We start from the raw sequence: 13,230 nt of genomic DNA, 5'->3' as shown, positions 1-13,230 counted from the left end.
CGGCCTGCCGCCGTCACGGCGCACCGTCGGGGGAAGTCGGGTCAGGCGATCAGAAGGGGTAGGTCGCGATATTTCCTTGCATCGTCACCCAGCGGGTCTCGGTGAAAGCCTCGATGTTGGCCCGTCCCCCGCCGAAACGCGAGCCGGTGCCCGAGGCCCCGACCCCGCCGAACGGGGCCACCGGCTCGTCGTCCACCGTCTGGTCGTTGACGTGCACGATCCCGGTGGGAACGAGGTCGGCCAGCGCGAGGCCCCGCATCGCGTCGCGGGTGAGGATGCCCAGCGACAGGCCGTACTCGCTGTCGGACGCCAGCGCGGCGGCCTCCTCGATCGTGGAGAACGGCACGACGGGCGCCACCGGGCCGAACACCTCCTGGACGTAGGCGGGAGCGCGCTCGGGCAGGTCCGCCAGGACCGTGGGCCGGTAGAAGAGCCCTTCGTAGGTGCCGCCCGCCGCCAGCCGCGCCCCGGCGTCGACGCTCGCGGTGACCAGGTTGTGAACCTTGTCCCGCTGGCCCGAGTCGATGAGCGGGCCGAGCGCGACCTGCCCGCCCGCGGGATCGCCGACCGGCAGGTGGTCGGCCTTCTCCGCGAGCCGGGCCACATACTCCTCCGCGATCGAGGAGTGCACCAGGTGGCGTCCGGTGGTCATGCAGATCTGTCCCTGGTGCAGGAAGGAGCCCCACGCGCCCGCCGAGACCGCGAGGTCCAGGTCCGCGTCGTCCAGGACGATGAGCGCGCTGTTCCCGCCGAGTTCCAGATGCACCCGCTTGAGCAGCCGCCCGCACGCCTCGCCGACCGCACGTCCCGCCGAGGTCGAGCCGGTGAAGGAGATCACCCGTACCAGCGGATCGCCGACGAGCGCCTGCCCCGCCTCCACTCCTCCCGGCAGCACCTGAAGCAGGCCGGACGGCAGCCCCGCCTCCTCGAAGACGCGGGCGATGGCGACACCCCCGGAGACGGCGGTGCGCGGGTCGGGCTTGAGGATCACCGCGTTGCCCAGGGCGAGCGCCGGGGCGACCGAACGGATGGCGAGGATGAGCGGGAAGTTGAACGGCGCGATCACGCCGACCACCCCCACCGGTACGCGCCTGGCCAGGCTGAGCCGCTGCTTGACGGTCGGCAGGATCTCTCCCGGCGGCTGGGACGCCAGCGCGGCGGCCTCGTAGCACTCCTGGGCGGCGACGTGTGTCTCCACGCCCGCCTTGGGGCGGATCGACCCGGCCTCGCGAACGATCCAGTCCTGGATCTCCTCCGCGTGATCCTCGAACAGCCTCCCGGCCCGTCGCAGCACGGCCGCCCGCTCCTCGAAGGAGGCCGCCGCCCACTCCCGCTGCGCCCGTACGGCGAGCACGGCCGCCGCCGCCACGTCCTCGGCCCCCGCCACGCCGACCCTGCCGAGTTCGGCTCCGGTGGCGGGCTCGACCACGGCCGCGTCTCCCGCGTGCGAGGTCACCCAGCCGTTCCCGAAGACCTGCCCGGTCCACGTCTTCGCATCCATGAGGGTCGTACGGGGCACGGGACCTCCCGAGGGAAAGGACTAAGGGATAATGTTCGTTATGCGAACAATGATTCCCTGAACGAACGAGACGTATCGCGGAAGCTACGCCGCTTATGTCGGATATGTCAAGGAACGATCACCGAGGGATCGACCCCGCGGACAGCGGCGGCGAGGTCCGCCGCGACTGCGGCCCCCGCGGCCTCCGCGCACCCTCAGACCGGCGGCCACGACCTCCGAGCACTCCCAGACAGGAGCCCTCCACCGTGAACGACGTCTACATCCTCGACGCGGTCCGCACGCCCATCGGCCGGTACGGCGGAGCCCTGTCGGGCGTCCGCCCCGACGACCTCGCCGCCCACGTCGTCCGCGCGCTGGCCGACCGCGCCCCCGCCCTCGACCCGGCCGCGATCGAGGACGTGTTCTTCGGCGCGGCCAACGGCGCGGGCGAGGACAACCGGGACGTCGCACGGATGGCCGTGCTCCTCGCCGGGCTGCCGGTGACGGTGCCCGGCACGACCCTCAACCGGCTGTGCGGCTCCGGCCTGGAGGCGGCGATCGCCGCCTCCCGCGCGGTGGCCGTGGGCGACGCGTCCCTGGTGGTCGCCGGAGGCTCCGAGTCGATGAGCCGAGCGCCGTGGGTGATGCCCAAGCCCGCGAGGGGCTTCGAGCGGGGAGAGCGGTCCCTGCACGACACGGCCCTCGGCTGGCGCATGGTCAACCCCCGGATGCCCGCCGAGTGGACGGTCGCCCTGGGCGAGGGCGCCGAGATCCTCGCCAACCGCTACGCCATCGGCCGCGAGGCCCAGGACCGGTTCGCGCTGCGCAGCCACCGGCGCGCGGCGGCGGCCTGGGAGCGCGGCGTCTTCCAGCGCGAGGTGGTCCCGCTCGACGCCCTCGACCACGACGAGTCCGTCAGGGCCGACTCGACCCAGGAGTCCCTGTCCGGCCTGAAGCCGGTCTTCCGTCCCGACGGCACCGTCACCGCGGGCAACGCCTCCCCCCTCAACGACGGCGCCGCCGCGCTGCTCATCGGCGACGAGGCGGGTGCCAGCCGATCCGGGCGGCACCCGCTGGCCAGGATCGTCTCCCGCGCGGTGATCGGCGTCGAGCCGCACCTGTTCGGCATCGGACCCGTCGACGCGGCCCGTACGGCACTCAAACGGGCGGGCATCGGCTGGTCCGACCTGAGCGTGGTCGAGCTCAACGAGGCGTTCGCCGCCCAGTCGCTGGCCTGCCTCGCCGAGTGGCCCGACCTCGACCCCGAGATCGTGAACGTCAACGGCGGCGCCATCGCCCTCGGTCACCCCCTCGGCTCCTCGGGGGCGCGCATCCTCGGCGCCCTCGCCCACGAACTGCACCGCAGGGGCGGCGGGTACGGTCTGGCCGCGATCTGCATCGGCGTGGGCCAGGGCCTCGCCGTCGTCCTTGAGGGAACGGGCTCCTGAGCGGCGTCCGGACCACCCGGAGGTGGACATGATCTCTCCCGCGACCGGCGGCCCGTCCTCCGGCCCCTCTCCCGACGACCTTTCTCCCGGCCTGTTCTCCGATCCGCATCCCGGCGCGTCCGGCGCGTCCGGCGCGTCCGGCGCGTCTGGTCCGTCCGGCACGCCTGGTCCTTCCGGCCCGTCTTCAGGCCCGTCCACCGGCCTGTTCTCAGGGATGTTCGCCAGGGGCGAGGCGTCGGCGCGGGTGTCGGACGTCGCCTGGCTCGCCGCCATGCTGGACGTCGAGGCCGCGCTCGCCGGCGCGCAGGCCGGGATCGGCCTCGTCCCCGCCGAGGTGCCCGCCGCGCTGGCCGCGGCCTGCCGTCCCGAGCTGTACGACGTCGCCGAACTGGGCCGCGAGGCCGCACGGACCGGCAACCCCGTCATCCCCCTGGTCGCCGCCCTGCGAGAACGGATCGAGCCGGAGCTGCGGCGGTTCGTCCACTACGGCGCCACCAGCCAGGACGTCAACGACACCGCGGCCATGCTGATCGCCCGTCGCGCCCTCGCACCGGTCCTCACCGACCTGTCGGCCTGCGCGGACGCCTGCGCGCGACTGGCGTCCGAACACCGCGACACCGTCATGGCCGGACGTACCGTGCTGCAACACGCCGTACCCATCACGTTCGGGCTGAAGGCGGCGGGCTGGCTCAGCGCGCTGGACCACGCCAGGACCGGCCTCGCGCGGGTGCCGCTGCCGGTCCAGTACGGAGGGGCCGCGGGCACCCTCTCGGTCCTCGGCGCGCGAGGACATGAGGTGCCGCCACTCCTCGCGGCCGAGCTGGGACTCGCCGAGCCGGTCGTCCCCTGGCACACCGACCGGACCCCGGTGGCCCGGCTCGCCTGCGCACTCGGCACCGTCGCCGGGACACTCGGCAAGACCGCGAACGACGTGAAGCTGCTCGCCCAGACCGAGGTGGCGGAGGTCGCCGAGCCGACGGGTCCCGGCCGGGGCACCTCCAGCGCGATGCCGCACAAGCGCAACCCGGTGGGTTCGATGTCCGTACTCGCCTGTGTCCAGCGCGTCCCCGGTCTGGTCGCCTCGATCCTCGACGGCATGGTCCAGGAGCACGAGCGCGCGGCCGGCCCCTGGCAGGCCGAGTGGGAGACGCTGGGCGAGCTGTTCAGGCTCGTCGGCAGCGCCGCCTCCTGGCTCCGTGAGGTGCTGGAGGGCCTCACCGTGGACGTCGCGAGGATGCGCGCCAACCTCGGCGCGACCCGCGGGCTGCTCATGGCCGAGCAGGTCGTCGTACGCCTCGGAGGCACCCCCGAGGCCCGGCGACTGGTGGACGCCGCCTGCGACCGCGCCACCGGAGAGGGCACGCAGCTGCGGGAGGTCCTGCTCGCCGATCCCGGTGTCCGTCTGAGCGCCGAGGAGGTCGACGCGGCCCTCGACCCGGCGGGCGCCCTCGGCTCCGCCGCCGTCTTCGTCGACCGGGCGCTCGCCGCCCACGAGAACCTCGGATGAGCCCGTACCTGAGCGGACCGACCGCGGACGAGTGGCATGAACGGACGGGAGACCGGAAAATGAGCGGCACGGGCGGGCGGGAAGCCGGGGGCACGGGCGGGGTGGCCGGACGAATGAGCGGCTTGGACGGACATAGGCGCGGGAGGCCCGAAGAATGAGCGACGTGGATGCGCGGAGGCCCGGGGAGACCGGAGAGATGAGCGACACGAAGAGGTGGGAGGCCGGGGACGCGACGCGCCGGGCCGTGCTCGGCGACGAGCACGTGGACCGCGCCGTCGCGACGACCACCCCGTTCACCGCGGACTTCCAGGAGTTCATCACCAGGTACGCCTGGGGCGAGATCTGGACCCGCCCCGGCCTGGACCGGCGCACCCGCAGCTGTGTCACGCTGGCCATGCTCGCCGCACTCGGGCACGAGAACGAGCTGGCCATGCACGTGAGGGCCGCGCTCCGCATCGGCCTGACCGAGGAGGAGATCAAGGAGGTCCTGCTGCAGACCGCGATCTACGCGGGCGTGCCCGCCGCCAACCGGGCGTTCGCGGTGGCACGGGCGGTGCTGGGCTCCGAGGGAAACGGGGAGGGCGGGGATGACGGAACCGATTGACCGTGGCTCGGAGCATGTGCAGTCACTGGCACGCGGGCTCTCGGTGATCAAGGCGTTCAGCGCGACGAGCCCCGAGCTGACGCTCAGCGAGGTGGCCCGCGCGACCGGCCTGACCAGGGCCGCGGCCCGGCGGTTCCTGCTGACGCTCGTCGACCTCGGCTACGTCAGGACCGACGGGCGGCTGTTCGCGCTCTCCCCCCGCGTCCTGGATCTCGGGTACGCCTACCTGTCCGGTCTCTCGCTGCCCGAGGTGGCCGAGCCGCACCTCGAACGCCTCGTCGCCGAGGTGCGCGAGTCGGCGTCGGTGGCGGTGCTCGACGGCGAGGACGTCGTCTACGTGGCCCGGGTGGCCACCAGCAGGATCATGCGGGTGACCATCAACATCGGCACCCGCTTCCCGGCCCACTGCACCTCGATGGGCAGGGTGCTGCTCGCCTGGCTGCCGCCCGACGACCTCGACGCCTACCTCGGGCGCGTCGAGTTACACCGGTTCACCCCCAACACGATCACCTCCCCCGCCGCCCTCAGGACCGAGTTGGAGAAGGTCCGCGCCCAGGGCTGGGCCATGGTCGACCAGGAGTTGGAGGAGGGCCTGCGCTCGATCGCCGTCCCCGTCAGGGAACGTTCGGGACGGGTGAGCGCCGCGATCAACATCTCCTCGCACGCGAGCCGGACGACCCCGGAGTCCGTCCGCCGCGATCTGCTCCCGCCGCTGCTCGCCACCGCCGCGCGGGTGGAGACCGACCTGCACACCTCGGGCGTCAGGAGCGGTTCCCTCTCCCACCGCTGACCCTGTCCCTCTCCCCGTCCCACCGCTGCCCCTGTCCCCCGCTGTCTCCCCGCTGCCTCCGGCCCCGCGAAGGCGCAGGTCGGCGCGGGGTTGGCCGTGACGACGGCGGGCATACCGACCTCGTTGCCGACTCGGGGGAGAACGCATGTCGCAGGGGTGGAGGACAGCCGTTCCGCGGCGACGGCCACGGGCCAGGACCGCCACGGGGTCAGGGCACATCCACGATCCGGCCTGCCCGCGCCCGGCGGGAAGGCGACGGGCGTGAGCCCGGTGGCGGGGATCCTCGCCGGCGCGGCGGGCACCACCGCGCTGAACATCGCCGGTTACCTGGACATGGTCGTACGTGGCCGGGCCGCGAGCGGGTTGCCGGCCGAGGCCGCGGGCGAGCTGGCCGACCGCGCGGGTGCCGACCTCGGCTCGGGGGAGGCCGCCGACAGCAGGCGCGAGGGCATGGGCGCGCTGCTCGGGTACGCGACGGGCCTGGGCGTCGGCGGGCTGTACGGCCTGCTCACCGAAGACCGTCGCGTCCCGCCGCCGTTGGCCGCCCTGGGACTGTCGGCGATGGCGATGGCCGCGAGCGTGGCCCCCCTCACCGCGCTGCGCCTGACCGACCCGCGCGAGTGGGACGCCTCGTCCTGGGTCTCCGACATCGTCCCGCACCTCGCCTACGGCCTGACGGCCGCGACCGTCTACGACCGCCTGACCCGCCCCTGACCCGCCCGGCGTCCGTCTCCGCGTACGACCCGTCGGTGCCCGTTCGCCCTCGGCGGATCCGATCAAGGAGGCGCTGCGGGTGAGCAGGATGGGCGCATGACGATAAGACTCACCAAACTCGGACACGCATGCGTACGGCTGGAGAAGGACGGGCGGAGCCTCGTCATCGATCCCGGTGCGATGACTCCCGAGACCGATGCCATCACCGGGGCCGAGGCCGTGCTCGTCACCCACGAGCACTTCGACCACTTCGAACCCGACCGTCTGCGCGCGGCCGTCGCCGAGAATCCGCGTCTCGTCGTCCACACCTGTCCCGGCGTGGCCCGGCACCTGACCGAGTTGGGCGACAGCGTACGGGTCGTGCGTGCGGGGGACGTACTGGCGGTCGCCGGATTCGAGGTGACCGTCGTGGGAGAGAAACACCACTTCAGCCATCCCGACGTGCCGCCGGTGGACAACGTCGGGTTCGTCGTCGACGGGGAGGTCTTCCACCCCGGCGACGCGCTCACCGTCGTCGACGTGCCGACGTTGCTGGTGCCCGGCCAGGCCCCCTGGATGACGGTTCCCGACATGATCGTCTACCTGCGGACGATGGCACCCCGGCGCGCGTACGCGATCCACGACGGGTTGATCAACGACTGGGGCGTCAAGGTGCTGGAGAGCGTGCTCGCCAGTGAGGCCGAACGGCTCGGGGCCGACATCCGGCGCCTCCCCCCCGGCGAGAGCGTCGACCTCTGACCCCCTGATCTCCTGTTGATGACGAACCATGCCCGGTCTCCTGGGGCGGAGCATCGTCATGCGGGCGGCTGTCCGCCGGTTCTCAGGGGGCGGTGCAGGGCGAGGGAACTGAGGACCGTCACGGCTCCCATGAGGACGATCGCCGTGTGCGGGGAGGTCAGCTCGGCGGCGACGCCGGCGAGGGCGCCGCCCACGGCCTGGCCGGTCATCATTCCCGCGGCGGCCAGGCCGAAGGCCTGCCCCCTCACGGCTTCCGGCACCGCGTCCACGAACCACCGCTGCAACCCCAGCTGGCAGGCGCTCGACGCCGCGGTGGCGAGCATCACGATCAGCGCGGCTCCGGCGAGTCCCGGCTGGAGGGCGAAGGCGAGCAGAGGGATGCCCGACACGATCGCGAAGGAGAACGCCAGTCGTTCCCTTCCGGCGGGCGAGACGAACCGGGCGATGACGAAGTTTCCGACCGCCAGGCCCAGGGAGGCGGCGGCAAGCGCGAATCCTGCGGTGTTTCCCAGATAGGGGACCATCATCGCCTCGGCACCCACCACGAGCGAGACCGGCAACCACTGTGTGAGCAGCAGTCCGCGTACGCGGCGGTCCGTCAGCAGGGCCCGGTTGACGCGCAGCGTCTCCCGTACGGCGCCGCCACCCGCGACGGTCCGGGCATCCGCCTCGCTCTTCTCCTCGGTGAGGGAGCCACCGCCCGGAATACCTGTGCCGGAGAGGTCTCCATCGGAGAGGTTCTCGTCGGGAAGGCCACCGCCGGAGAGGCCGGCGTCCTTCGTATCGGCGCCGGAAGAGCCGGCGCCCGTCGCGTTCCTGGCGGGGAGGTCGGGCAGGCCGTAGCGCAGTACCGCGGCCGCCAGGAGGGACAGGGCCGCGGTGACGGTGAGTGCTCCCTCGGGTCCGGTGAAGGCGAGGATGGCGCCGCCCGCCGCGAGGCCACCGATCTGGGCCCCGGCCGCCGTCACGTTCAGCACCGACCTGGCCAGGACGAACGCGTCGCCGGGCAGCAGGTCGGGCAGGAGTGCGCTGCGCGCCGCCCCGAAGACCGGCGAGAACAGGCCGGTGGCGAGGACGAGGGCGAGCATCGCCCAGACGGGCAGCCCGGTGAAGGCGAGGAGCAGGCAGGTCACCGTCCGCAGCAGCTCACCGGTGATCATCAGCACACGCGGGCGGATCCGGTCGGCCAGCGAGAGCAGGAACGTCCCGCCGACGATGTAGGGAAGGAAACCCACCATGTACGCCGCCGCCGACAGCCCCGGCGAGCCGGTCCGCGCGTACACCAGCGCCGACAGGGCGAGCATCTTGACCTGCTCCCCCGCGACCAGGAGGGTGAAGCTTCCGAACAGGACACGGAACTCCCGGCTCGCGAAGACCTCCGTATAGGTCGCGCCGCGCTCTTGTGTGGTCATGGACACGATGGTGGAAGACACCCGAACGGCTGACTAACCTTTCGGATATATCCGAAAGGTTAGTCAGTGGTCTTCCGCATCGAGGTCACCCCGCACGACGTCATGGCGAGCAGGTTCGCCATCTCCCCGCTCATCGTGACCAAGCACGCGCTCTGGATCCTCTCCGGCAGGCGGGAGGCCGGGGAGTGGCGGGCGTGGATCGCCAGGATGCGGGAGCCGTACGAGAGGCTGCTGCTCACACACCCCGGACTGGTTCCCATGGTGGCGCTGTTCCGCGAGCGGCGCTACAACGCCGACTTCCCCGCGCCGCCGCCGACCGGGGTGAACACCCCGTTCGAGGCGGAGATCGCGGCGGTGCGGGCCACCCCGGTGGCGCGGGCGCACGCCGAGATCACCAGGAACCTGGAGGGGGCGCCGCGCCTTCCCCGGCCCGTCATGGACGTGCTGTTCTCGCCTGAGGTCGTACGGCTGTTCGCCGAGGCGCTGAGTGCGATCTGGCAGGAGATCGTCTCCCCCGCGTGGCCGCGCTTCCACGCGATCCTGGAGCGGGACGTGGTCCAGCGGGCGGGCCGTCTGGCGACCTACGGCTGGGGCGCGGCACTCGACGACCTCAACCCCCGGGTCCGGTGGCGTCCCGACGGTGTCATCGAGGTGCTTTCCAGGGGCGCGGACGAGACCCACCGGCTCGACGGGCGCGGGCTGCTCTTCATGCCGACCGTGTTCCCCACCGGGATCGGCTCCTACCTGGAGGCCCACTGGCCGTATGCGATCAGCTATCCGGCTCGGGGCACCGGCGTCCCGCCCGAGACGCCGGACGGCCTGGCCGGACTGATCGGCAGGACCAGGACCCGCCTCCTGCTGGAGTTGGCGACCCCGGCGACCACCACCCAGCTCGTGTCCCTGCTGGAGCTGAGTCTGGGGACCGTGGGCGGGCACATCTCCGCTCTGCGCAGGGCGGGCCTGGTCACCGGGAGCCGCACCGGTCGCGGTGTCCTGTATCACCGCACCGCGCTGGGCGACTCCCTGGTCAGCCCGTCAGAGCTCCGGTCCTGAGGAGCCGACGACCGATCACACGATGAGGAACGCGACCCGGAACACGACGATCCCGGACACTCACGCCCCATTCGACACGGAACACGACGCCCCGGACGCTCACGCCGCGTGCGACGGGAAAGAGACACCGGTCAGCTTGGCGCACGCGTCGAGGAGAGCGTCCTGCAACTCGGGCGACCGCGCGGCCGGATGGACGAAACACGGTTTCCTGTGGTGGAAGTAGCCGCCGGTCACGGTGGCCTCGGGGTCCTGGCTCACGGCCAGCCACGCCTGCGTCACCGGCCCCTGGGAGAGGTCGTCCGGCGCGCCCGGACCTCCCATCTTCGTCGGGACCCAGCCGGGTTCGAGGGCGTTGGACAGCACGTCGGGCCATCGGCGGGCGACCGCGAACGCGAGGACGACGTCCAGCAGCTTGCTGTCGGCGTACGCCCGGGAGCCGTCCCAGGGCCTGGCGGTCCACTGCAGGTCGTCCAGACCGGTGTCCCCGCCGCGATGCATGCCCGAGCTCAGGTAGACCAGCCGATCGGGCGGGGTGATGAGTGCCGTGAGCAGGTAAGGGGCGAGCACGTTCACCGCGAACACGTGGGCGAGCCCGTCGGCGGTCTCGATCCTGCTCGGCTCGCGGTATCCGACGGCGGCGTTGTGGATGATCGCGTCGTAGCGGGCCATCCTGCCTGCCTGGACGGCGACCGACCGCATTCCCTCGATGGTGGTCAGGTCGCCGATGATGACGGCTTCGGCCTCCGGCAGCGCGTCGCGCGCGTCACCGGCGCGGGTGTCGTTACGCGCGTGCAGGGTGACGTCATGGCCGTCGTGGGCCAGCAGCCGGGCGGCCATGAGACCGAGGCCGTCGGTGGAGCCGGTGATCAGAATGCGCGCCATGACAACGATCCCCTTTTTCGAACGGGCTGATCGTTGACTACCCAGCGGAACGGGAACGCACGCCGCCGGACGGAGGTCTGGCCAGGTCAAAGCCCTGCCAGGCCATCTCGGGGAGCCTGCCGGTGTCGGCCGGACCCGATCGGCCGACACCGGCAGGCCGTCTCAGCGAGGACGTCGGACGCCGCCGGCCCCTGGAGCCTGATGACACACCGCCAACGTCCGGGCCAAGGGTGGACCTCGATCGGCCGACGCCGGCAAGCCGCCTCGGGGAGGCCGTCAGACGCGCTGGACGGCTCCGTCGGACAGTGCCACGACGGTGACCCCGAAGTCGTGGATCGTCGCCGACAGCTCGTCGGACGAGAGGCCGGGGGCCACGACGACCAGGGAACCGCGCATCAGCGCCAGCCCGATCAGCGTCGTCATGGCCAGGCTGCACCCCAGGGGCCAGGTCACCAGAAGGACGTCGGACTTGCCCAGCTCGGCACCCTCGTCGAGCGTGTTCATCCGCGAGATCAGGTCGTGGTGGGTGAGCACCCCCCCGTCGTCGATCAGGAGGGCGGGCTGCACCGCCGGATCGAGGAAGGGCAGCGGGACGGGCTCCAGGAGCAGCAGGTCGGCGAAGTCGACGGTGTCACGGGCCTGACCGAACGCGATCACCTGCCGGACCCGCGAGTCCTCCACGGCCCGCAACGACACGTCCGCCAGGCGCGGGGTGGTGATGAGCAGTCGCGCGTCCCACTCGGCCAGCAGGTCGGCCATCTCCTCGCATCCGGAGGTGATCGGCGCCGCCACCCCTCCCGCCGCGATGACCGTGTGCACCGCCAGTGTCTGGGCCACCGCGCTGTCCACGTGGATCCCGGCCACCTGGCGCCGTCTGGCTCCCCGCCTCACCAGGCCCGACGCCCCCCGCGTCACCTCCGCGGCCAGCCGGCGATAGCCGTACACCACCCCGGCACCGAGGTCGATCAGCGCGGGTCGATCACCTCGACCGTGTGCGTAGCCGAACACCGCCTCGGTGAGGGTGCAGCTGGTTGACGAGGAGGTGGGTCTCATGCCGCATGACGGTAGGGCCGTTCCATCCGCGCGGGCATCCGTAGATGTATGTAGATGACTGTGTATTCGGCCTCCTGCCCCCGGCGCACACCGGGCCGACGGGTCCCGCACCCCCGGTGTGCACCCGGTCGGCGGGTCCCGCACCCTCGACGAAACCGCTCCCCGTGCTCCGAATCCCCGTTGAAAACGTGCCTCCGCATCGAATCCCCTGCATCCCCGGCGGGCGTCGGGGCCATGGGCTCCGCCCTTCGACGAAACCAACGAAATCGACGAAACCCCTGAAACCGCTCCTCGCGCTCGAAACCCCCGATGCGACCGGTCCGCCGACTCCCCGGCTTCCGCGAACCTCCGTGGCCTCCGCGAAAACGGAGACGCGATGGGCGGGCCCGAGCCCTGCGCGACTCGAGCCCGCTGTCGCATGGCCCATGACCCAGGTCTCCACCCCTCCGAGGAGACCCGGGCCATCAACGGGGACACGCGACGTCCGCGGCGTGCTCGACCGAGACGCCCGGGATGGTGTGGACCTGCCGTCCCGGACCGGAACTGTGACCGGCACGGTGCGGAAGGCTGGACGTCATCGGTCGAACACCAGGAAAACGTACGGCGCGCGGTGAGCACGACACATGCACCGGACTGCGTATCCGGAGATGTATCTTCACACCCACGAATGTGTAGCCCGGGGTATGTAGAACCTCACGCCCGCCGCACAGGACGCGCGAACGCGCGACCTAGGCAGTTTCGTTTGGATCAGCGGTCGTTGGCCCGGGTGTGCCGTTGACCGACGCGCAGTGGGCGCGGATTGAGCCGTTGCTTCCGGACCGGACGCCGAAGCGAGGCGGCCGGTGGAGGGAGCACCGGCAGGTGATCGATGCGATCGCCTTCAAGTTCCAGACCGGGACCCAGTGGGTCCATTTGCCCGACAGGTATGGCGACTGGCGAGGTGTCTACAACCGGCTGAGGATGTGGGCCGTCGATGGCACGTGGGAGCGGGTGTTCATCACTTTGGTGGCCCAAGCCGACGCGGACGAGGACCTGACCTGGGCCTTGTCGGTGGACTCCACGATCGTGCGGGCTCATCAGCACGCGGCTGGGGCCCGCAAAAAAAGGGGCCCCAGCCCACGAGCCGGGCGACCATGCCATCGGCCGGTCCCGAGGTGGACTGACCACGAAGATCCACCTCGCCGCCGACGATCGCTGCCGGCCGCTAGCCTTCCACCTCACCGCCGGCCAAGCCGGTGACGCGCCCGCCTTCACCGAGGTGATGACACGCCTGCGCGTTCCCCGCCGACGCGGCCGGCCTCGGACCAGGCCGGAGGTTGTCTTGGCCGATAAGGCGTACTCCTCCCGCGCGATCCGTGAGCACCTGCGCAGACGCGGCATCCGGGTGGTGATCCCAGTTCCGGCCGACCAGCGGGGCCACCGACTGCGTCGGGGAAGCCGGGGTGGCAGGCCGCTGTCCTTCGACCGTGAGGCGTACAAGCAGCGCAACACCGTCGAGCGGTGCATCAACCGCCTCAAGCAGTGGCGCGGC

At 71.9% G+C, this 13,230-nt stretch carries 12 protein-coding genes and 1 pseudogene; 9 read left to right on the top strand and 4 right to left on the bottom strand.

Annotated elements, in window-relative coordinates; genetic code table 11:
- Nucleotides 1–49: 49 nt before the first annotated feature.
- Complete coding sequence (locus ABT352_RS12905) at nt 50–1,501, bottom strand: benzaldehyde dehydrogenase (RefSeq protein ID WP_350945383.1); 1,452 nt, start codon at nt 1,499–1,501, stop codon at nt 50–52.
- A 263-nt stretch (nt 1,502–1,764) separates the two neighbouring features.
- Between ABT352_RS12905 and ABT352_RS12900 the strand changes: the two genes are divergently transcribed.
- From ABT352_RS12900 to ABT352_RS12875, 6 genes are all read left to right on the top strand, one after another.
- Nucleotides 1,765–2,946, top strand: coding sequence for a thiolase family protein (locus ABT352_RS12900; RefSeq protein WP_350944870.1), 1,182 nt, complete (start codon nt 1,765–1,767; stop codon nt 2,944–2,946).
- A gap of 28 nt (nt 2,947–2,974) precedes the next feature.
- Nucleotides 2,975–4,453: a 3-carboxy-cis,cis-muconate cycloisomerase gene (pcaB, locus tag ABT352_RS12895; protein ID WP_350944868.1), complete on the top strand. Its 1,479-nt coding sequence runs from the start codon at nt 2,975–2,977 to the stop codon at nt 4,451–4,453.
- A 196-nt stretch (nt 4,454–4,649) separates the two neighbouring features.
- Nucleotides 4,650–5,057, top strand: a complete 408-nt coding sequence (gene pcaC, locus ABT352_RS12890; RefSeq protein ID WP_350944867.1) for a 4-carboxymuconolactone decarboxylase — start codon at nt 4,650–4,652, stop codon at nt 5,055–5,057.
- Nucleotides 5,041–5,847 (top strand): IclR family transcriptional regulator, encoded by an 807-nt coding sequence (locus ABT352_RS12885; RefSeq protein WP_350944865.1) that lies wholly within the window; start codon nt 5,041–5,043, stop codon nt 5,845–5,847. The genes pcaC and ABT352_RS12885 overlap by 17 nt, the downstream gene beginning before the upstream one ends.
- Before the next feature lie 261 nt (nt 5,848–6,108).
- A complete protein-coding gene (locus tag ABT352_RS12880) occupies nt 6,109–6,561 on the top strand; it encodes a hypothetical protein (RefSeq protein WP_350944864.1) in 453 nt (150 codons plus the stop codon).
- Between the two features lie 96 nt (nt 6,562–6,657).
- Nucleotides 6,658–7,299 carry an MBL fold metallo-hydrolase gene (locus ABT352_RS12875; RefSeq protein ID WP_350944862.1) on the top strand — a complete coding sequence of 214 codons (642 nt, stop codon included), beginning with the start codon at nt 6,658–6,660 and terminating at the stop codon, nt 7,297–7,299.
- A gap of 56 nt (nt 7,300–7,355) precedes the next feature.
- Here the strand turns inward: ABT352_RS12875 and ABT352_RS12870 are convergent, their stop codons facing one another.
- The gene (locus ABT352_RS12870) at nt 7,356–8,711 is read right to left on the bottom strand and encodes an MFS transporter (protein ID WP_350944861.1); all 1,356 of its coding nucleotides are present in this window, start codon (nt 8,709–8,711) and stop codon (nt 7,356–7,358) included.
- 66 nt (nt 8,712–8,777) lie between these two features.
- Here ABT352_RS12870 and ABT352_RS12865 point away from each other — a divergent pair, with 66 nt between their 5' ends.
- Nucleotides 8,778–9,764, top strand: a complete 987-nt coding sequence (locus ABT352_RS12865) for an ArsR/SmtB family transcription factor (RefSeq protein WP_350944860.1) — start codon at nt 8,778–8,780, stop codon at nt 9,762–9,764.
- A gap of 99 nt (nt 9,765–9,863) precedes the next feature.
- Here the strand turns inward: ABT352_RS12865 and ABT352_RS12860 are convergent, their stop codons facing one another.
- Nucleotides 9,864–10,646 (bottom strand): SDR family NAD(P)-dependent oxidoreductase, encoded by a 783-nt coding sequence (locus ABT352_RS12860; protein WP_350944859.1) that lies wholly within the window; start codon nt 10,644–10,646, stop codon nt 9,864–9,866.
- 276 nt (nt 10,647–10,922) lie between these two features.
- Nucleotides 10,923–11,699 (bottom strand): AMP-binding protein, encoded by a 777-nt coding sequence (locus tag ABT352_RS12855; RefSeq protein ID WP_350944858.1) that lies wholly within the window; start codon nt 11,697–11,699, stop codon nt 10,923–10,925.
- 768 nt (nt 11,700–12,467) lie between these two features.
- Between ABT352_RS12855 and ABT352_RS12850 the strand changes: the two are divergent.
- Nucleotides 12,468–12,803: pseudogene (locus ABT352_RS12850) on the top strand (IS5 family transposase); the annotation flags it as partial.
- Nucleotides 12,775–13,230, top strand: a 456-nt coding sequence (locus tag ABT352_RS12845; protein ID WP_350945382.1) for an IS5 family transposase, incomplete at its 3' end; no start/stop codon positions are given. The pseudogene ABT352_RS12850 and the gene ABT352_RS12845, both read left to right, overlap by 29 nt.

This window comes from Streptosporangium sp. NPDC000563 (assembly GCF_040299985.1).
In the GTDB taxonomy this organism is placed as follows: domain Bacteria; phylum Actinomycetota; class Actinomycetes; order Streptosporangiales; family Streptosporangiaceae; genus Streptosporangium.
Note: the sequence above shows the minus strand (reverse complement) of the source record. Positions and strands in the feature narration are given on the sequence as shown.